Below are 20,859 nucleotides of genomic sequence, written 5' to 3'. Positions count from 1 at the left end.
TGTACCTTTGCACCCTTATTTTATGGCAGCATGAGCATACAACAGGAAATCAAGAAACGACGCACTTTCGCAATTATCAGTCACCCGGATGCAGGTAAAACCACGCTTACTGAGAAATTTCTTCTTTTCGGAGGCGCCATTCAAACGGCAGGTGCGGTAAAATCGAATAAAATCAAGAAAAGCGCCACCTCCGATTTCATGGAGATCGAGCGGCAAAGGGGAATATCTGTAGCCACATCGGTCATGAATTTTGAATACAGTGACACTTTAATCACCTTATTGGATACACCGGGGCATAAAGATTTTGCTGAGGATACCTACCGGACACTCACCGCTGTAGACAGTGTTATCCTGGTCATCGACTGCCAGAAAGGGGTTGAGGAACAAACCTACAAGTTGATGGAGGTCTGCAGAATGAGGGATACGCCGGTCATCATTTTTGTGAATAAGATGGACCGGGAAGGAAAATACCCATTTGATCTACTCGATGAACTCGAAGAAAAATTAAAAATAAAAGTTCGACCATTGAGCTGGCCGATCAGCATGGGATCAACGTTTAAAGGGGTTTACAATCTTTATACGAAAAGCCTGTATGCCTTTACCCCTGGCACTGAAAAGAAGCCGGAAGGAATCAGCATTACCAGTTTAGCAGATCCGGCGATTGACAAACTGGCGGGACAATACGCGCCACAACTTCGCGAGGATGTGGATCTCATCGAAGGCGTATATGAAAAATTTGATACGAAGGATTATTTGAGCGGTCAACTGGCACCGGTATTCTTTGGATCGGCGATCAATAATTTTGGGGTTAAGGAAATGCTGGATGCTTTCATAGAAATCTCTCCGGTTCCCGGAGGTAGAACGAGTGATAAGAGAGATGTGAATCCTGATGAAAAAGCATTTACCGGTTTCATTTTTAAAATACATGCCAACCTCGATCCCCGACACCGCGATCGTATTGCTTTTTTAAGAGTCTGCAGCGGAAAGTTTGAACGCAGTAAATTTTACCATCATGTTCGTCTCGATAAGGATATCCGCTTTAACAATCCTGCTACCTTTTTGGGACAAAGCAAGAGCATCATCGATGAAGCCTATCCGGGTGATGTGATCGGATTATACGACTCCGGTAATTTTAAAATCGGCGATACCTTATCGGAAGGAGAGGAATTAAATTTTCAGGGGATTCCCAGTTTCTCACCGGAGATATTTAAGGAACTGGTCAATACCGATCCGATGAAAACGAAACAACTGGAAAAAGGAATTACGCAATTAACGGATGAAGGAGTAGCACAGCTCTTCACACAGTTTGGCGGCAACCGGAAGATTGTGGGTACCGTGGGTGAACTTCAGTTTGAAGTGATTCAATACCGGTTGGAGCATGAGTATGGCGCTTCCTGTAAATTCAATATGATTCAGGTGTATAAGGCGTGTTGGATTACTTCAGAGGATAAAGTGAAGCTCGATGAATTCATTCGTTTCCGTCAGCACCAGGTGGCTACTGATAAAGACGGGAATCTCGTTTACCTTGCCGATTCACAATGGATGCTGGATCAGATGATAAAAAATTATCCGGACCTTCAATTTCATTATACTTCTGAATTCAAACGGAAATCGCTCAGCGAATAAAAGACTTCAACATTACAACCTGACTTTTCCTCTGCCAAAAGCCCATATTAAAAAATCGGGAAAAACTTTGGACCAGGTTTCTTCGTCATGTCTGCCTCCTTCTACTTCCACATACTCGATATTCGTTCCCTTTTCATAACCGATAGCCTGTAGCTCATCTATCAGATCTAGTGTATCTTCAATCGAATCAATAACACCATTGTTATTCCGGTCTGAAAGTTCATCTTCTGTACCGCACTGAAACCAGAAACGCTGATTGCTCACCGAATCCGTTCCACGGACTAATTTATGGATGATACGGTCACTGGCTTCATCATACCCTCCATCGTAGCTCTTACTTCTCCACCAAAAAGAACCGGAGAAAACACCGGTTGTACCGAAGAAATGTGGATAGTTCCAGGAAATGTCAAATGCAGAGAGTCCACCGAGTGAAAAACCTGCAATGGCCGTATGGGCAGGACCCTCGAGCACTCTGAAATTTTTCTTCAGCAAGGGCAAGAATTCATTCACCATAAAGCGGCTATACTTCCCTGCTTTATTGCCCCTGCTCTTATAATCAGGTACTCCTGCCACTCCATATTCGTGCAAGCGGTTATGCGCGTGAATACCGGCAATGATCATTGGGGGAATCACATTTTCATTGTACAATTTCAACAAGGCTTCTTTCACTTTAACCTTATGCAGCAATTGTCCGTCATTTAAAATCAACACAGGAAACGAAAACTGAGGCGTTTCTTTGTACCAGGGAGGCAGTACAATTTCCACTTTCATCTGACGCTTCAGTGCAGCTGAAAAAAAATCTTCAATAAAAATTGTTTTCAAGAGACCTTCCGGCTTCTCTTCCTCAGGTTTACTTTTAATAAGCGGACGTTTACTTGAAGAGTGAGTTGACATTATTTTAATTTCAATACAAAAGTAGAGTTATCGAGGAAACAACGATGGAAAAATTTAACAAGTGCAGCAGAACTTAAGAACAGTAGTTTGTCAATTTTAAGAAGGATTTCTATTTAGAAACAGTTTGAAATTTCAATTCTCCCCGTTCGATTTGTTGAACAATCGATTCAATAAGTTGATCTTCTGCATCGGCCTTATATTCTGATTTCAGGTTGGATCCGAAAAGCCGGGCGAGTCCCTGCCAGAAAAATGCCTGCAATCCCCCTCTCAATTCCTTTACCAACGCATAGGAAGTAGAACCGGTTTCCCTGTCAATCAATTTGATTAAGATGCGTCCTTGAGTGACCGTCAGTTTTTTCAGATCCCTTTCAAACTGATCTTTAAGCTCTGCTTCGGTCTTCTTAATAAATTTCTTCTTCGCTCTTTCATTGGAGATATGCGCCACGCTATCATTGATAAACTTTAATTGCACTGCTGCCAGTTTTGCATACGGATAAGCTCTTAAAACATCGCGTCGCAGCTTGAGGAAGGATTTCATTTTCGCCGCTGCTTCCGGAGAGATGGAGGCATATATTTCGGCGGGAGCAAGATGAATAATCGGCATGGTATCCCCGTCAATAACAGTAGCGAGGACTTTATAACCACCACCGGGCATCTCCAGTTGAGCGGAGACTTTTAATGAAAAGGCAAGTAACAAGAAGAGAAGACTACGGGATTTCATGCCACTCGTCCAAACCAAATATGTGCCAAAATCATGACCTTCTGATTTTCCATGCGGATCTTTGGGTGCCATCGCCAGTAGTAACGACAGGCTTCCTGTTCTTATTGCTTTGATCCTGCAAGAGGTAGGAAAGAATTAATCCGGCTTGCTGTTCTTCTTTTGACAATTCCTCTTTTAAGACAGCCGGGGTAAAATAATGCTTCACAAAATGGGTATCGAAATTACCGCTGGTAAAGGCATCATGTCGCAGGACATAACTACAAAATGGCAAAGTGGTTTCGCAGCCCACAATCACATATTCACGAATAGCCCGCAGCATTCTGGCTATGGCCTCTTCCCTATCCTTCCCATGGGTGATGAGTTTAGCAATCATCGGATCGTAATAAATCGGAATATCCATTCCCTCTTCAAATCCATCATCGACTCTCACTCCCGGTCCCTGTGGACGAACATAGCGAACGAGTTTACCGATATCCGGCAGGAAGTCATTGGCAGGATCCTCCGCATACACCCTTACTTCAACGGCATGCCCTTCAATTTTCAAATCCTCCTGACTAAACGACAATGGATGCCCCTCTGCAATTCTGATTTGTTCCTTTACCAGATCGATGCCTGTAATCATTTCCGTGACCGGATGCTCCACCTGCAAGCGGGTATTCATCTCCAGGAAATAAAAATTCAGGTTTTCATCCAGGAGGAATTCCACGGTACCTGCCCCCACATAATTAGCGGCCTTAGCCACGAGCACCGCGCATTTCCCCATTGCTTCTCTGATAGCAGGAGTCAATACAGAACTGGGTGCTTCTTCAATCACTTTCTGATGCCTTCTTTGGATAGAACATTCCCGTTCAAACAGGTATACAATATTTCCCTGCTGATCGCCCAAGACCTGAATCTCAATATGCCGTGGAGAAGCCACATATCGCTCAATAAAAACCGAACCATCACCAAACGCGGAAGTCGCTTCACTCACTGCCCGTTCGAGCATTTCATCAAACTGATCTTCACTCTCGACAATCCGCATCCCCTTACCGCCACCACCTGCTGAAGCCTTAATCAGAATGGGGAAGCCCACTTCCTTGGCGACTTGTCGCGCTTGAGAAACATCTGATATCGCATAATCCGTACCCGGCACCAGAGGAATATCGAATTTCTTAGCAGCTGCTTTTGCAGATAATTTGTCACCCATGATCTCCATGGACTCCGGAGATGGTCCAATCAAAACCAGACCATTTTTCTTCACCTCCCGGGCAAAGGACGCATTTTCAGATAAAAACCCGTATCCGGGATGAATCGCTTGTGCGCCTGTCTTCAAGGCGGCATCAATAATTTTATCTATTACCAGATAACTTTGCTGAGAGGGTGCCGGACCAATAAAAACGGCTTCATCCGCATAACGGACATGCAAGGCATTTCGATCTGCTTCCGAATAAACCGCAACAGTTTTAATACCCATTTCACGGGCTGATCTCATAATTCTTAAAGAAATCTCCCCCCGGTTGGCAATAAGGATTTTTGTAAATTTCATGGGATAAAACTACTAATTGTTCGCTAATAATTCATCCCATTCTATTCCTTCAACAGCCTATTTATACCATGGAAAAAAGATGATTTGTTAAAAAAATGGAGGAGATTCAATTCTATTTTCAGGATTAACAAAACTAGTCGATGGAAAAGCTTTATTATGAACTTGATAAATATGTCCGCTTTAAAAAAGAAAAGACAGGCTATTGCTTTAATTGATTTTCAGTAGTTCTTTGAAGAAGCGTTCTCCGATTTGGCATCGTACCAAAAAGGTAATCCCAAAACGGATTAGAAACCGCGAAAGCTGCATCATCCGATTTATAATGGTGCAAGGCATGATGTGTCCACCAAAATTTCAGAATTCCTTTGGGAGGTCTGTAGCGATGCACGGCATAATGAATCAGTAAATAAAACGAATACCCTGCAGCAAATCCCGGAAAAAACAGCCAGACATAGGTATCGAAAATCCATGAAAACAATGCATAAAATAGCAATGCCATCCCCAATGACAATACCGGAGGCATCACCAGGCGATCCTTATCCCTTGGATATTCATGGTGCACACCATGTATTTTATATTTCACTTCCAATTGCTTTTCCGTAACGGCATTGAAATGGAAAATCCACCGATGAATGGAATATTCTACCAATGAAAAGGTAAGCATGCCGAGGGGGAACAGATAACACACTTTCCACATTGCCAATTTCGAATACAGGACAGCATAGGTTAACATTGAAAGGGCAATCAGCAGATAGAGGATTACGGGAAAAGCAAAATGTGTCCTGGTCAATGCTTCCAGCAAACGGTTTTCAAAAATGACACCGGTACCTTGATTTTTTATTTTCGCAGATTCCATTTTCAACAAAATAGCTGAACAAATATATAATGAAAAATATCGGAATTCACAACGGGGCGGAAGCTTATTTTTCCGATTCGGAGTGTAAATTCGCTTGAATAAATAAAAAAGGGAAGCCCGGTAAAGACTTCCCTTTCTATTAAAACTATTTCATTTTATCCGACTACTTTCTTCACCAGATCTGCTGCTTCTATCAATTCAATGGCGGAGAACACTTTCAATCCGCTTTCATCAATCAACCGCTTTGCTTCATCGGCATTGGTTCCCTGTAAGCGAACGATGATAGGCACGGGTATTTCACCAATATTTTTATAGGCATCCACAATGCCCTGCGCTACCCGGTCGCAACGCACAATACCACCGAAAATATTCACGAGAATTGCTTTCACATTAGGGTCCTTCAAAATAATTCTGAATGCTTTCTCCACACGTGCTGCATTGGCTGTTCCACCAACGTCCAGGAAATTGGCGGGCTCACCACCTGCCAGTTTGATGATATCCATTGTCGCCATTGCGAGTCCTGCGCCATTCACCATACATCCTACATTCCCGTCCAGCTTCACATAGTTAAGTTCATGCGCCGCGGCTTCCACTTCAGTAGGATCTTCTTCCAACACATCTCTCATCGCTACAAAATCCGGGTGACGGAATAAAGCATTCTCATCCAGATTCACTTTTGCATCTACGGCAATAATTTTATCATCAGAGGTTTTCAATACAGGATTAATCTCAAACATGGAAGAATCCGTTTGATCATAGGCTTTATATAAATTGCTGACGAAACGTGTCATTTCTTTAAAAGCATTTCCGGATAAACCGAGATTGAATGCGATTTTACGTGTCTGGAAAGGTTGCAGACCCACACGCGGATCCACTTCCTCTTTAAAAATACGCTCCGGTGTCTTTTCTGCCACTTCTTCGATATCCATTCCACCCTCGGTAGAATACATGATAATATTACGACCGGTTTGACGATTGAGCAACACGCTCATATAAAATTCGGCTGTTTTACTCGGACCCGGATAATAGACATCCTGCGCGATCAACACCTTATGCACTTTCTTTCCGGCGGGACCTGTTTGTGGAGTCACCAGATTCATACCAATAATCTGATTGGTACGCTCTCTCAGTTCATCCAGATTCTTCGCCAGTTTCACACCACCCCCTTTTCCACAACCACCGGCATGAATCTGAGCTTTCACCACCCACCATTCGGTTCCGGTTTGTTCAGTCAGTTTTTTTGCGGCAGCAACGGCTTCCTCGGCATTTTCAGCTACAATACCTTCCTGAATGGCTACACCAAAACTCTTTAGAATTTCCTTGCCCTGATACTCATGTACATTCATAATTTCTTTCTTGAAGGGCAAAAATAATAAAATATAGGGTTAACTCAGAAATTACTACATTCCCCTGTTAATTGACTGTAATTCAAGGGGAGTAAGATGTGGAAGTAAAACAGGATTAATATTTACTGATTATCCAGGCTATTAAAGGAACCGTTCCTTTATTATTGCAACCTATAATTATACTTCAATTTCCATGCTCAAGGTTTAGTCCAAAAATTGTGTTAACTTTATGACAGGAATTAATATTATAAATGACAATGGACAAATTTTTAAGGACTGGTATATCGGCTCAAATTAAAAATGTAATTTACCGGTGAGCATGACGCTTATCTTATGAAAGGGTATGCAGATAGTTTTCCTACCGCAAATTCAATTCAAGTGATAAACATTTGTCTTTAAAAGTGATTTGGATTAAATGAGAAAACTGATATTTCTATTATTAATGACTTTGTCAACAACTCTGGTAACTGCGCAGGGGTTTTATAATCATGTTTGGCTGTTAGGAAATTTCTTTTTATTCAAGATCCGAAAGGAAGGATATTTTTTGATTCAACTTCTTACACACATACTGTTGAATATAGAAAAATGCCATTTTTAGGTACAGAAGCGACCATCTGCGATGCGCAAGGCAATTTTTTAATGAGCAGTAACGGGATTTGGATTGCAAATGCCAACAACGATACGATGGTGAATGGTGGTGATCTAGCTCCAGGATTTTTAACTTCCAGTTGGCCATATGGAATACCTTTAGGTTATGGTGCATTGTTTTTACCTTTCCCAGGGGATTCAATAAAATATGTACTTTTTCACAAATCAAGACAGGGTCAGTTTGCAATAGATCCAACGATTCTCTACTCTTCAACGATTGACATCAGCCTAGATGGGGGTTTGGGTAGTGTAGTTCTTAAAAATGACAGTATTTTTGCTGATACTTTAAGTTGGGGAATAAGTGCATGTAAACATGCAAATGGAAGAGATTGGTGGATTGTATGTATAAAGGATGGGAATCCCCAATCCTACACATTTTTACTCACACCACTTGGGATTGACACAATGCTTATCCAAAATTTTAGTTTATCCACAAATACTTATGGAAATGTGTCTCAATTGATATTTTCTCAAGATGGTTCGAAATTTATTTATAGTTCTCCAATGAATCAAAGTCCTAGTGGAAACTTAATTATTGCAGATTTTGATAGATGTACAGGTTTTTTTTCCAATATTAATTCTCTTTCCGTATCACCAGCAAGCTATTTGTTCGGACTTGCTTTTAGCCCTAATAGTGATTATGCATATACATGTAGTAGCTCAAAAATATATCAAATAGACACTGACAGCCTTACAGTAGACACAGTAGCCAGCTATGACGGATTCATCTCCCCTCCTGGACAAACTTGTTGTGCTACATCATTCTTTAATATGTACTTAGCCGCTAACGCAAAAATATATATCACCAGCGGCAGTTCGGTTCAGCATCTCCATGAAATGAACTACCCGGATAGTGCAGGGCTTGACTGTGATGTACAACAGCATGCCATTGATTTGGGAAGCTACCTTCACCTCAGAGCCGTCCCCAACCACCCCAATTACAACCTTGGTCCGGTTGTAGGAAGTGTTTGTGATACTTTAACCATAGGGATAGAAGAGCTAAAACACGATTTCAAATTTAGTATTTCGCCCAACCCTACAAGCGATGGGTACATTAAGCTGGTTTATCTCTTACCTCAAAATAAGAATGGGGTGTTTGAAGTTTACAATGTGACAGGGCAACGAGTATTTGAAATGAATTTACCCGCTTGGAGTACGCTTCAGTTTGTAAAAATGCCAGAGATGAGTAATGGTGTGTATACTTGTGTTATTAAAAGCGGATATGAAAGAGCGGGAATGAAATTGGTGTTGATGCGATGATATGAGAAGGCAACGAAGTAAAGTTGGTTAAAGAATATCAATTTTGGAATTGAGAACTTAGCACTTACACTCCCTTCACCGCCGAAACAAACCTGTCATTCGCAGATAAATCTCTGTAAATGCGTACATCTTCAAACAGCTCTACCTCAAGCAAGGCCGCAACATTTTCTGCATATTCCCTGTTGATCTCGAACCATAAATGTCCACCGGGTTTCAATTGCTTTTTTGCAAAGGTGGCAATGTACTTATAAAAGAGTAAGGGTTCGTCATCAGGAACAAACAAAGCAAGATGTGGCTCAAAGCCGGTTACGTTGGTATGGAGCGAAGCAAATTCATTCATGCAGATATAGGGCGGGTTACTGACAATGACATCCAGAGCGGGTAAGCTTACCCCCGGCATCGCATCTTTTAGCACATCCCATCGCAACCAGCTCACCGGTAAATCAAGCGCGGCACTGTTTCTCTCAGCCACTTTCAATGCAGCTTCAGAAACATCCGCACCGAAAACCCTTGCAGTTGGAAAAGCCTGTTTCAATGCCAATGCAATACAACCACTGCCGGTGCCAATATCGAGTAGGTTTCCATCGGCTGATAAAGGATAATCCTGAATGAATGCGATCAACTCTTCCGTTTCAGGTCGCGGAATCAACACGTCCTTACTCACTTCTATCCTCATCTCATTGAACCAGGTATATCCCAACACATATTGAACGGGTTCTGATTTTTTAAGTCGGGCGAGATCATTTACTAAAATACCGGTAAGTTCTTCATCGATCACTTCCAGTTCTTTCATCCTTAGCTCACTGAAAGAATATCCCAGCCGTTCCTGGAGCAGATGACTGGCTAACGCATTGGCTTCGGAACCCTCATAAATGTTTTCCAACTCCGCTTTCACCAAATTTAAAAAGTCTAAAATCGTCATAAAGCAAAAATACATTAAATCTTTCCTTCACAAAAATGCAGGGAGAACAATCTGTAATACTATTTTTGCACGCCGCCCATGTCCAACGATCAACTTTATATTCAACGCTGCTTACAATTAGCAGCCCTCGGGTCCGGACAGGTCGCGCCTAATCCCCTGGTAGGATGTGTTATTATTGCAGACGGCAAAATAATTGGCGAAGGCTACCACCGTCAATTTGGAGAAGCGCATGCGGAAGTAAATGCCATTGATGCAGTAAAAGATAAATCACTGCTTGGCAGAGCGACACTGTATGTGAATCTGGAGCCTTGTTCTCATTTTGGAAAAACTCCACCGTGTACGGATCTGATTATTTCCTCCGGTATCCGAAAAGTGGTGATTGGCATGCAGGATCCCTTTGCGGGGGTCAATGGAAGTGGTATCAGGAAATTACGAGAAGCAGGCATTGAAGTGATTTGCTCAGTTCTGGAAGATGAATGTCTCCTACTAAACAAACGTTTTGTTTGCGCTCATACCCGGAAAAGGCCTTATCTGATTTTAAAATGGGCTCAGAGCAGCGATGGCATTACCGGAAACGGAAAAGAAAGAGTACAAATCAGTAACTCCCTCAGTAAAATCATCGGTCATAAATGGAGAAGCGAAGAAAGCGGCATTCTTATCGGCGCCGGAACCGCTGCGATTGATGATCCTGAACTGAATACCCGGCATTGGCAGGGTGCATCTCCGGTAAGAATCATATTGGATCGATCCGGAAATCTTTGCGGGAAAAGCAATTTAAAAATTTTCGATGGCCAACAACGCACACTTATCTATACACAGCAGGAAAATTATAATTATTCCAACGCTGAAGTCATTCCCCTTTCGGCTTTCACGCCCTTCCTTCCTGCTCTCTTAAGTCATTTGCAACAAGCCGGTATTCATTCGCTCTTAGTGGAAGGAGGACCTCTTACGCATCGTCAGTTTCTGGAACAGCAACTTTGGGATGAGTGCCGGATTTTCATCAGCAACAAAATCATAGGTCAGGGTATTTCTGCACCGGCGATTCCGCAGGGAAAAATACATCTGACATCTATAGGCGATAATCAACTGTTCGAAATCGTTAATCAGCAGCCTGCATGAGTATCTCTTTCCTGATTACCATCACGATTGCAGCGACATTAATGGCATTATTATATGTCATCTTAAAATACTTTCAGCGGTTCGAAGTGAACAATGTGCATGGATTAACATTCAATTATATCACAGCTTCCTCCTTTTCGTTTTTTAATAATTACACACAAAGTGCAGCAGCGTTGGAGAATGTGGGCGATATCCTTATATATGCCTTCGGAATCGGTTTGCTCTTTATTGTCGTTTTTTATATTGCCACCTTAACCGCACAATATTCCGGAATTACCATCACCTCAATAGCCGGGAAGATGTCGATGATCATTCCGATTGCAGGAGGCATCCTTCTCTTCCATGAACTTTTAAACCCGGCGCGGATTATCGGAATCATCACTGCTTTGGCGGCTGTGGTATTGAGCAGTTATCCGTCGGCGCAGAAAGAAGAAGAAAGTACGGCGAATAAAAGACCCGTTTGGATTCTTCCTTTGTTGCTATTTATCGGAAGCGGCATGGTGGATCTTTGTATAAAATTATCAGAGCATTATTTAATCACGACGGAGAACCGAACACTTTTTATATCCCTTTTATTTGGTGCTGCCGGAATCATTGGGATACTCATGACCCTATTCAATTATTTCAAAAACAATATCCGGATTAAAGCCATCAGTATCCTTGGCGGCATTGTGCTGGGCATCACCAATTATTATTCACTCGAATTTCTCATCACCGCGCTATCCTTTCCTCAGGCCGACAGTTCTATGGTATTCTCTATCGCCAACGTCTTTGTCGTGCTGATATCCGTTATTTTTGCATTGGTGCTGTTCAAGGAAAAAATTAGTCGCATCAATTTTGCCGGTATCTTTCTGGCCATACTCAGCATCATCATCCTCGGTGCTTAAATGTTATTTGAAGATACCTATCATACCATTCAGTCTGCTGCCGCTTCAGAAGTCCGTGAACGGGGAAGTCGTTTTCTTGGACTGAGTTATCCGGTGAAGTCGGAGGAAGAAGTAAAAGCCCTGCTTCAAAAAGTAAAGAAAGAACATCCGCAAGCCAACCATCATTGCTATGCATTTCGTCTGACCACCGATCCCACAGTATTCCGTTTCAGCGATGACAGGGAGCCTTCGGGATCTGCAGGGAAACCTATTCTGGGTGCCATTCAATCGAAAGGGTTAACCGATATTCTCATTGTAGTGGTCAGGTATTTCGGTGGAACTTTATTGGGTGTACCCGGATTAATCTCCGCTTACAGATCGGCTGCCGCTCAGGTCATTGAACAATCTACCATTATTGAACAGACCATCAACGATAGCTTTGTTCTGACTTTTCCTTATGAGCTGATCAACGAAGTACATCATCTTTTAAAATTTTTTCCGCTACAAATTAAAAAGCAGGATTACAGCCAGCCGTGTACGATCATTTTCGATATTCGCAAAAAATTCAGCCCCGACTTCGAGAAGAAATTCAAAGAACATCCGAAGCTCAGCTATCAATCTACGCTTGAACCTATTTAACTATGCAACTCCTTAAGAATCTTTGCGGAATTCATGCGCCCAGTGGTGATGAAGAATTGATGCACGCCTTTTTGATAGAATACATTCAATCCAAAATGTGCAGTTGGGTACAGCAGCCGTTGGTAGTACATGGTGAAGATTTCCAGCATTGCATTGTACTCGTATTTGGAAAACCCAGAACCGCCGTTTATGCTCATATGGACAATATTGGTTTCCACGTGAGATATGACCGGGAACTGGTAAAGATAGGTGGTCCGAAAACGGTGAGTGGGTACAAGCTGGCAGGTACCGATTCGAAAGGTTACGTGGAATGTGAGTTGCATGTGAATGAGGAGGACAATAGTCTCAGTTATCAAAACAGCCGGCTCATCGATAGTGGTACTGCACTTAGCTTTAAGATGAATTTCAGAGAAGACAATCAATGGGTACAAAGTTGTTATCTGGATAATCGATTGGGTGTATATGTTGCATTAAAGCTGGCGGAAACGATGGAAGATGGCATCATCGTTTTCAGTTGCTGGGAAGAACATGGAGGCGGTTCTGTCCCCTATCTCACCAAATACATCTGGGAAAATTATAAAATCCGACAAGCCCTCATTGCTGACATTACCTGGGTGACGAATGGAGTACAGCCTGGGAAAGGTGTTGCTGTTTCCTTGAGGGACTCCGGGATACCGAGAAGAATTTTTATCAATAAAATATTACGTCTTTTAAAAGATGAAAACATCCCCCATCAACTGGAAGTAGAAAGTGCGGGAGGCAGTGATGGCAACGAAATACAGAAGCAACCCTACCCCATTGACTGGTGTTTTATTGGTGCACCCGAAGATTTTGTACATAGTCCGGATGAAAAAGTGAATAAGTCCGATATTGATGCTATGCTAAAAGCTTATACGATGTTAATGAAAGAATTATAGCATCCTTCGTTATTTAATTCTACAAAAAACAATATACTAACACATTTTTTTAGAAATAATTTCTGAGTTTTGACAGAAATTCCTCAGGAGCTTTACAGGGCTTATTCGTTTCACTACTCATAAAAACCAACGTTGTATGCGCCTCGCAAATTTTCTCTGATGAATCATTGTAAATTTCATAATTAACAACTATTCGAACCAAAGGCATTACCGGAATACAAGTTTTAATAAGTAGCACATCATCATAAAAGGCCGGCTTAAAGTACTTAACATTGTACTCATAAACGGGCAACAGAAAACCTTCCTCTTCCATTTTTTTATAGCTTATTCCAATTCCTCGCAATGCTTCCACTCGGGCTACCTCAAAATATGAAGCGTAATTACCATAATAAACATAATTCATGCGATCCGTTTCAGCATAACGAACTCTTATAGTAGTCTCGGTTTTAAACATAGTAAATTTTAAGCGAAGATGCTAAAAATAAAAATGCAAAACCAATAGTAATTTTTCTTTTCAATTTGTATTATTGTACAATGAAGGTGTCTTTGCAGCATTATATATTTTACATTGTGGTGGGCATACTACTTCAAGGATGCCATCCCAAAAAGCTAATCTACACCACCTCCAACCAACAATATATTTTTTCTGACCCTTCAAATAATCATATTGACACCGAAAATATGAGTTTTATCAGTTCTTACTCGGACAGTCTGAAAAAGACGATGAATACCATACTCGCAATTTCTGCGCAGGCTATGGTGAAAGAATTACCGGAAGGACTGCTTGGAAATTATTGCGCAGATGCTTGTCTGCACCAGGTCGAGCGCATTTGCAAGCAAGAGAATTATCCAACTCCCGACTTCCTCTTTCTAAACCATGGAGGCTTAAGGGCTTCATTGCCCCGGGGTAAAATCACCATTGGCAATGTATATGAGGTCATGCCCTTTGAAAATGAACTGGTCGTGCTCACGATGAATGGAACCGATGCCGATAGTGTGTTGCAACATATTGCATCCATGGGAGGAGCACCTGTTTCCGGTGTTCGGTTTTCCATCGACGGAAAGCGTGCAAAGGATATCACTGTAAATGGAACCGCATTATCTGCCACAAAAATTTACCATGTTGCAACATCTGATTATCTGGCAAATGGCGGAGATGGATTCAGTGTTTTAAAAAAATTTACTGAAAGAAAAATACTATCTTTGAAAGTACGGGAAGCGCTCCTTCTCGACCTCAAAAATTACGGAATGACCGGTGATTCTATAATTATTCAAAAAGATGGCAGACTTGTCAGGATACAGTAGAAGGACATTTCTCAGTCAATCTTTAAAGGCATTGCTGCTCGCCGGCATTGGAGGAATCAGCACGAATGTATTGGCCCTTCAGGGGTGGAAAAAGCTCACGGTATTACATACTAACGATACGCATAGCCGAATAGATCCATTTCCTGACAATGATCCGAAATTTCCGGGGATGGGCGGCGTTTACAGACGGATGAACCTCATCGAAGAAATAAGAAACGAAGGCCATCCGGTGCTGTTGCTGGACAGTGGAGATATTTTTCAGGGGACTCCCTATTTTAATCTATTTGGCGGAGAGGTGGAATTAAAGGCCATGAGCGCCATGAAATATGATGCTGCTACATTTGGGAATCATGATTTCGATAATGGCGTGGAAGGGCTGGTAAAGCAAATGCCGCATGCCAATTTTCCATTTATCAATTCAAATTATATTTTCGAAAATACACCCTTAGACGGAAAAGTAGAAAAATTTCGTATATTTGAGAGGGTCGGAATCAAAGTGGGAGTCTTCGGCCTGGGAATAGAACTTAAAGGACTTGTTGAAGAACGTCTTACAAAAAACATTATCTTCACAGACCCTGTTCCCTCAGCCAACTCCACCGCCCACCATTTGAAAAAAAACCTCAACTGCGATCTTGTCATTTGTCTTTCCCACCTGGGTTACAAATATGACCATACAAAAATTAGTGATGAATCCCTAGCCATGAACACAAAAAATATTGATTTAATTCTGGGTGGACATACCCATACCTTTCTTGATTCTCCTGCTATAGTAAAAAATACCGAACAAAAAAACGTGCTGATTGCACAAACCGGCTGGGGAGGTATACGAATGGGAAGAATTGACTTTTTGTTTGGGGAGAAGGGTCAAAAAATCACGCATACTTCCTCTACAGTAAAAATTTCTAAAAAGTCAATATGAAATAAATTTTTTTTTAAAATCTTTTTAGACAATATTTGCCGAGTACAATTTCAGTACGATTACAATTCATCAATTCATTCACTTATTTCAAATGCCTTCTGCAGGTATGCAAAAAGAAAAGGATTCTGTAATTAAAGAAAAATCAAGTGACCAGATATGGGAAAACTGTTTGAAATTAATAAAAGACAATGTAAATCCACAAAATTTTAAGACCTGGTTTGAACCCATTAAGGCGGTCAAGCTCGATCAGAATACTTTAACCATTGAAGTACCCAGCCAATTTGTATATGAATGGCTGGAAGAGCATTACATTGGCTTACTGCGAAAAACAGTGAAGAGGGAATTAGGTCCTGAAGGCCGGTTGGAGTATTCTATTTTGATGGAAACCTCCTCTCAAAACACTAAACCTTACACGGTTAAGATTCCTGCCAAGGGCAACAATGGTTTAAAGAATCCTTCTGTAACTATTCCTCAGCAAATCAGTGGTGGAATCAGAAATCCATTCATCATTCCCGGTCTGAAAAAGATTGATATTGATTCTCAACTCAATTCCAATTACTCCTTTGAAAATCTGGTAGAAGGTGATTGCAACAGACTCGCAAGATCAGCAGGTTATGCAGTAGCGCAGAAGCCGGGTGGTACTTCTTTTAATCCACTCCTTATATATGGTGGTGTAGGACTTGGTAAAACACATCTTGCCCACGCGATTGGTATCGAGATAAAAAACAATTTTCCCGGTCAAACGGTGCTGTATGTTCCGAGTGAAAAGTTCATGCATCAGTTTGTTGATTCTGTGAAGAATAACAGTCAGAATGACTTCGTTCATTTTTATCAGATGATGGATGTGCTGATCATTGATGATATTCAGTTCTTTGCGGGAAAGGAAAAAACACAGGATGTATTCTTCCATATTTTCAATCATTTACATCAAAACAACAAACAAATTATTCTTACTTGCGATAAGCCTCCTGTAGATTTACAAGGGATGGAGCAACGCCTGCTTTCTCGCTTTAAATGGGGTCTTGCAGCTGATCTTCAGATTCCGGATCTGGAAACCCGCATTGCGATTTTAAAGAAGAAAATGTATGTGGATGGTATTGAACTATCCAATGAGATTACCGAATATATTGCACTGAGCATCACTAATAATATACGTGAACTGGAAGGTGCTTTGATTTCGATTATCGCTCAGGCTTCACTCAATAAGAAGCCGATTACCATTGAACTTGCCAAGCAAATGATTGACAAGTTTGTAAAAAATACTGTCCACGAAATTTCCATCGATTATATTCAGAAAATCGTATGTGATTATTTCGAACTTCCTCTTGAAGTCCTGAAATCAAAAACACGTAAACGAGAAGTCGTTCAGGCCCGTCAGTTGGCGATGTATTTCAGTAAGCAATTTACCAAATCTTCTCTTTCCAATATTGGAATGCATTGCGGTGGTAAAGACCATGCTACCGTGCTTCACGCCTGCAGAACGGTAAACAACCTCATTGATACTGATAAAAAGTTCAAAGCGCAGGTTGTTGATCTTCAGAAAAGAATTAATCTCTCCCGATAAACAAGTAACACCTAATATTAAGAAGTCCTGACATCCCCTCAGGACTTCTTTCATTTAAATCCATCGCATGAATATTCTAATGGTTTGCCTTGGCAATATTTGCAGGTCCCCGCTGGCAGAAGGAATAATGATAGAGAAACTCCGGAAAGCCGGAAAAAACTACTTCGTGGATTCAGCGGGTACCGGTGGATGGCATTCTGGAGAATCTCCTGATCAGCGATCGATTACAATCGCTGCAAAGCATGATATTGCGATAGATCATCAAAGAGCCCGGAAAATCCATATCGACGACTTTAAACGCTTTGATTTAGTCCTTGCTATGGACAGTAGTGTTTACCACGATTTAATAAAAATAGCGCCTCCGGAATCCCAAAATAAGGTACAACTCTTTCTAAAATATGCCGGTATGGGTGACCGCGATGTGCCTGATCCCTGGTACGGTGAGGCAGAAGATTTCCGGAAGGTTTTTGACCTGATTGATACGGCCTGTGAAAATATTGCTCATAAACTATTGACTAATAATAGTTAAAAGAAAAACAACCTTGTAATTTCCTCCTTTCCACGGATGTATATTTCTTATATCTTTGCAATCTGAAAATTAAATTTCTTCAAAGTCCATGTCGGAAGAGAAAAAACAAGGTATTGAAATCGCTGAAAGCATAGATAAAGCAGAAGCGTACGTTCATGAAAACAAGAAAAGTTTAAGCATTATTGGCGGCGTAATCGTTGCGGTAATACTTGCTTACTTTGGATACAATCAATTTATTGTAAAGCCACAGGAAGAAAATGCTCGGAATGACATGTTCTTTGCTGAACAATATTTTGCGCAAGACAGTTTCGCACTCGCTATAAATGGAGATGGCTCCTATCCCGGCTTTCAGGAAATCGTTGAAAACTACAGTTCAGCTCCTTCCGGAAATCTTGCTCAATATTACCTTGGCATGAGTCTCTTGCAAAAAGGTGAATATGAAAATGCGATTGAAACATTAAAAAATTACGATGCAGAAGATGATATCACCGGTGCATTGGCGCTTGGTGGAATTGCCGGAGCATATGTTGAATTAAATCAACTGGATGAAGCACTCTCTTTTTACAAGAAAGCTGCAGATTGGGATGAAAATAATTTCAGCAAGCCACTCTTCCTCATGAGAATGGGATTCGTGAATGAGCAGAAGAAGGATTATGCTTCTGCCATTGAAATTTACAATCAGATCAAACAAGATTATCCTTTAAGCTCTGAAGCAAGAGATATTGATAAATATATTGGCAGAGCAAGTGCTTTAGGAGGAATTAATCCGGCAGAATAAATGTCTTCAGCACACCAATCACTTTCCTTTTTACCTCAAGATTTACCCAATGCCGGACCCTATCAGTTCGGCATTGTCGTTGCTGAGTGGAATTCAGAAATAACCGAAGCACTTTTAGCCGGGGCTCAGGATGCATTAACACGTGGAGGAGTATTAGCTGATAAAATAACCGTGATCAATGTTCCCGGGAGTTTTGAATTAACTGCGGGTGCATCCCTACTTCTTCCCTCCGAAAAATTTGATGCTATCATTTGTTTGGGTTGCGTTATTCAGGGAGAAACCAGACATTTTGATTTTATTTGTCAGGCGGTCGCGTTAGGATTAACGGAGCTGACTATCAAATACAATAAACCTGTCATTTTCGGAGTGTTGACTACGGACACTTTAGATCAGGCAAAAGAGAGAGCAGGTGGTAAATATGGCAATAAAGGATTTGAAGCCGGAATCACTGCAATTAAAATGGCCTCATTATATTCTGAAAATGTGACTAAGTAGTTGCTCTTCTGAGACGAATTTTATCTTTTAATACCTGAAACAATTCTTTTGCTGTAAATGGTTTTCCTAAGTGTGCATCCATTCCCGACATCAAACTTTTTTCAATATCCTCTTTAAAAACATTTGCGGAAACCCCAATAATTGGGATGGATATATTTCCCGACTGACGAATCACCATAGCGGCCTGATGACCGTCCATCACAGGCATCTGAATGTCCATCAACAGGGCATCATATGATTTTAGAGTCAACGCTTCCACAGCTAACTTTCCATTTTCAACCAGGGTCACCTCACAGTTCATCGACTCCAGCACTTTTCTTATCAGAAGTTGATTGATCACATTATCCTCTGCAACAAGGATATTTAATTTACTCTCGAATACACCATCATTACTATGATTGAGTGTCGGTGCTTTGGCAGTATAATGCCCTCTCTTCACTTTAATAGTGAACCAAAAATCAGAACCGGGGTTGCCATTCATAGAAAGACGTCCCGGACTATGTACTCCGGATGTCCCACCCATTAGTTTTGCCAATTCATTATTAATTGCCAATCCCAATCCTGTGCCACCGTACTTGCGGGTGGTAGAACTATCTGCTTGAGTAAATGCTTTGAAAATATTTTCCTGCTTATCTTCAGGAATTCCAATGCCTGTATCAGATACTGTAAATCTAATAGTGAGATCATTTCCATCCGGCACGCTGATCTCATCTAAGGAAATATCGACCATTACATAACCTGTCTTTGTGAACTTCAGTGCATTGGACAAGTAATTTATTAATAGCTGCCGGGTGCGATAAGGATCCCCCAATACATTAGCAGGAATTTCAGGAGTACAATGCACTTTTACATCAAGCCCTTTCTCCTTCGCCTGAAGCAGATAGGGAACTATCGCCTCATTCACCATTTCTCTTAGCTGAAAATTGGTAGCTTCAATATCTAATTTTCCGTGTTCGATTTTATTGAAGTCGAGAATATCATTCAACAGCACTAACAAATTATCACCGGAATTTTGAATATGTTTCAGATATTCCTTTTGCTGCGGGACATTACACTCCTTTAAAAGAATTTGAGTAAATCCTAAAATACCATTCAATGGAGTTCGGATTTCATGGCTCATATTTGCGAGAAAAACACTCTTTGACTGATTCGCCATTTCTGCATTCTCCTTGGCTTCCATTAGCTTGAAAGCGGCCTTCTTGTATTTTGAATTATCGAATACAGTACCTGCGACTAAAACTCTCTCCCCTGAATCATTCATCATCGGAACCGCACGAGCGTTAAAGTACTTTTGCTGATCAATTCCATCCGTAATACTAAATTCAACTTCTGCGGCTTCCCCTTCTATAAATGCCTTTTTCAATGCAGATTTAACTGCCGGCCAGTCATTTTTATCAATACGCTTCAGATAGGATCGGAAATTCATTTCCTGATCGCCAACCTCCTCAGTAAAAAACAAACTTTTCAGATATTCTGTATACGCAAACTTTTTTAACTGCAAATCAAATTCCCATGAACCAAGTCCGGCAATTCGCTGTGCTTCTTTCAATTGAAATTCTTTTTTATTTAACGTGATATTCGATGCGATTAAGGAAGAGTTGATCTCACCGATCTCACGATTCTTATTTTGAATATCGGCATTCTTCGACCTTATTTCTCCAAACTTAGTCATGAGCACCTTATTCACATTCCTCTTGTCCCTGTATGCTTTGTAAATAATACCTCCCAATACCAAACAAAAACAAAGGGACAGAACCAAACCATTCCTCATACTAATTAACCTGGAATTATAGTAAATCATCTTATCCCGGTTTTCCTGCAAAATTTTTATTTCCTTTCTTTTCTTGTCACTTTCAAAGCCTGCCATCATATCCGCCCGTTGCCAATCTGCTGTTTCTTTTTGCAAATTATTGGATAGAATGTTCACGGT

Annotated in this window: 20 protein-coding genes; 12 read left to right on the top strand and 8 right to left on the bottom strand. The window is 41.1% G+C overall.

All coding sequences use genetic code 11. From position 1 onward, the window contains the following. Positions 1 to 30: 30 nt before the first annotated feature. Positions 31 to 1,626, top strand: a complete 1,596-nt coding sequence (locus IPJ86_12050; GenBank protein MBK7887984.1) for a peptide chain release factor 3 — start codon at positions 31 to 33, stop codon at positions 1,624 to 1,626. Between the two features lie 12 nt (positions 1,627 to 1,638). Here the strand turns inward: IPJ86_12050 and IPJ86_12045 are convergent, their stop codons facing one another. From IPJ86_12045 to sucC, 5 genes are all read right to left on the bottom strand, one after another. Beyond that, on the bottom strand, positions 1,639 to 2,520 hold the full coding sequence (locus IPJ86_12045) for an esterase family protein (GenBank protein MBK7887983.1): 882 nt from the start codon (positions 2,518 to 2,520) through the stop codon (positions 1,639 to 1,641). A 109-nt stretch (positions 2,521 to 2,629) separates the two neighbouring features. Beyond that, on the bottom strand, positions 2,630 to 3,313 hold the full coding sequence (locus tag IPJ86_12040; protein MBK7887982.1) for a DUF4294 domain-containing protein: 684 nt from the start codon (positions 3,311 to 3,313) through the stop codon (positions 2,630 to 2,632). Next, entirely contained in the window at positions 3,273 to 4,769 is a 1,497-nt protein-coding gene (gene accC / locus IPJ86_12035; protein MBK7887981.1) for an acetyl-CoA carboxylase biotin carboxylase subunit, read from the bottom strand. The genes IPJ86_12040 and accC overlap by 41 nt, the downstream gene beginning before the upstream one ends. 199 nt (positions 4,770 to 4,968) lie before the next feature. Continuing rightward, positions 4,969 to 5,622, bottom strand: coding sequence for a sterol desaturase family protein (locus IPJ86_12030; protein ID MBK7887980.1), 654 nt, complete (start codon positions 5,620 to 5,622; stop codon positions 4,969 to 4,971). A gap of 155 nt (positions 5,623 to 5,777) precedes the next feature. Next, on the bottom strand, positions 5,778 to 6,968 hold the full coding sequence (sucC, locus tag IPJ86_12025; GenBank protein MBK7887979.1) for an ADP-forming succinate--CoA ligase subunit beta: 1,191 nt from the start codon (positions 6,966 to 6,968) through the stop codon (positions 5,778 to 5,780). Between the two features lie 492 nt (positions 6,969 to 7,460). Here sucC and IPJ86_12020 point away from each other — a divergent pair, with 492 nt between their 5' ends. Then, positions 7,461 to 8,876, top strand: a complete 1,416-nt coding sequence (locus IPJ86_12020; GenBank protein ID MBK7887978.1) for a T9SS type A sorting domain-containing protein — start codon at positions 7,461 to 7,463, stop codon at positions 8,874 to 8,876. 64 nt (positions 8,877 to 8,940) lie between these two features. Here the strand turns inward: IPJ86_12020 and prmC are convergent, their stop codons facing one another. Continuing rightward, complete coding sequence (prmC, locus tag IPJ86_12015; GenBank protein MBK7887977.1) at positions 8,941 to 9,798, bottom strand: peptide chain release factor N(5)-glutamine methyltransferase; 858 nt, start codon at positions 9,796 to 9,798, stop codon at positions 8,941 to 8,943. A gap of 78 nt (positions 9,799 to 9,876) precedes the next feature. Here prmC and ribD point away from each other — a divergent pair, with 78 nt between their 5' ends. The 4 genes from ribD to IPJ86_11995 are packed head-to-tail and all read left to right on the top strand — an operon-like array spanning position 9,877 to position 13,339. Next, positions 9,877 to 10,917: a bifunctional diaminohydroxyphosphoribosylaminopyrimidine deaminase/5-amino-6-(5-phosphoribosylamino)uracil reductase RibD gene (gene ribD / locus IPJ86_12010; protein MBK7887976.1), complete on the top strand. Its 1,041-nt coding sequence runs from the start codon at positions 9,877 to 9,879 to the stop codon at positions 10,915 to 10,917. Next, positions 10,914 to 11,804: an EamA/RhaT family transporter gene (locus IPJ86_12005; protein MBK7887975.1), complete on the top strand. Its 891-nt coding sequence runs from the start codon at positions 10,914 to 10,916 to the stop codon at positions 11,802 to 11,804. Before ribD ends, IPJ86_12005 begins: the two co-directional genes overlap by 4 nt. Then, a complete protein-coding gene (locus IPJ86_12000) occupies positions 11,805 to 12,422 on the top strand; it encodes a YigZ family protein (GenBank protein MBK7887974.1) in 618 nt (205 codons plus the stop codon). Between the two features lie 2 nt (positions 12,423 to 12,424). Then, on the top strand, positions 12,425 to 13,339 hold the full coding sequence (locus IPJ86_11995) for a M20/M25/M40 family metallo-hydrolase (protein ID MBK7887973.1): 915 nt from the start codon (positions 12,425 to 12,427) through the stop codon (positions 13,337 to 13,339). 49 nt (positions 13,340 to 13,388) lie between these two features. Here the strand turns inward: IPJ86_11995 and IPJ86_11990 are convergent, their stop codons facing one another. Then, a complete protein-coding gene (locus IPJ86_11990) occupies positions 13,389 to 13,793 on the bottom strand; it encodes an acyl-CoA thioesterase (GenBank protein ID MBK7887972.1) in 405 nt (134 codons plus the stop codon). Positions 13,794 to 13,873: 80 nt separating this feature from the next. Here IPJ86_11990 and IPJ86_11985 point away from each other — a divergent pair, with 80 nt between their 5' ends. The 6 genes from IPJ86_11985 (at position 13,874) to IPJ86_11960 (ending at position 18,929) form a co-directional block, all read left to right on the top strand. Then, positions 13,874 to 14,644, top strand: a complete 771-nt coding sequence (locus IPJ86_11985; GenBank protein MBK7887971.1) for a 5'-nucleotidase C-terminal domain-containing protein — start codon at positions 13,874 to 13,876, stop codon at positions 14,642 to 14,644. Next, complete coding sequence (locus IPJ86_11980; protein ID MBK7887970.1) at positions 14,619 to 15,563, top strand: metallophosphatase; 945 nt, start codon at positions 14,619 to 14,621, stop codon at positions 15,561 to 15,563. The genes IPJ86_11985 and IPJ86_11980 overlap by 26 nt, the downstream gene beginning before the upstream one ends. Before the next feature lie 91 nt (positions 15,564 to 15,654). Continuing rightward, positions 15,655 to 17,127 (top strand): chromosomal replication initiator protein DnaA, encoded by a 1,473-nt coding sequence (gene dnaA, locus IPJ86_11975; protein ID MBK7887969.1) that lies wholly within the window; start codon positions 15,655 to 15,657, stop codon positions 17,125 to 17,127. A gap of 67 nt (positions 17,128 to 17,194) precedes the next feature. Beyond that, positions 17,195 to 17,656: a low molecular weight phosphotyrosine protein phosphatase gene (locus tag IPJ86_11970; GenBank protein MBK7887968.1), complete on the top strand. Its 462-nt coding sequence runs from the start codon at positions 17,195 to 17,197 to the stop codon at positions 17,654 to 17,656. A gap of 88 nt (positions 17,657 to 17,744) precedes the next feature. Beyond that, positions 17,745 to 18,434 (top strand): tetratricopeptide repeat protein, encoded by a 690-nt coding sequence (locus tag IPJ86_11965; GenBank protein MBK7887967.1) that lies wholly within the window; start codon positions 17,745 to 17,747, stop codon positions 18,432 to 18,434. Beyond that, positions 18,435 to 18,929: a 6,7-dimethyl-8-ribityllumazine synthase gene (locus tag IPJ86_11960; protein ID MBK7887966.1), complete on the top strand. Its 495-nt coding sequence runs from the start codon at positions 18,435 to 18,437 to the stop codon at positions 18,927 to 18,929. On the opposite strand, the gene IPJ86_11955 is transcribed toward IPJ86_11960, so the two are convergent. Then, a complete protein-coding gene (locus IPJ86_11955) occupies positions 18,922 to 20,856 on the bottom strand; it encodes a response regulator (protein ID MBK7887965.1) in 1,935 nt (644 codons plus the stop codon). The two genes, IPJ86_11960 and IPJ86_11955, sit on opposite strands and share 8 nt — an antisense overlap. Positions 20,857 to 20,859: the final 3 nt, after the last annotated feature.

This window comes from Bacteroidota bacterium (assembly GCA_016713925.1).
GTDB lineage: Bacteria > Bacteroidota > Bacteroidia > AKYH767-A > OLB10 > JAJTFW01.
The sequence above is the reverse complement of the archived record's forward strand: the minus strand, read 5'-3'. Positions and strand labels throughout refer to the sequence as shown.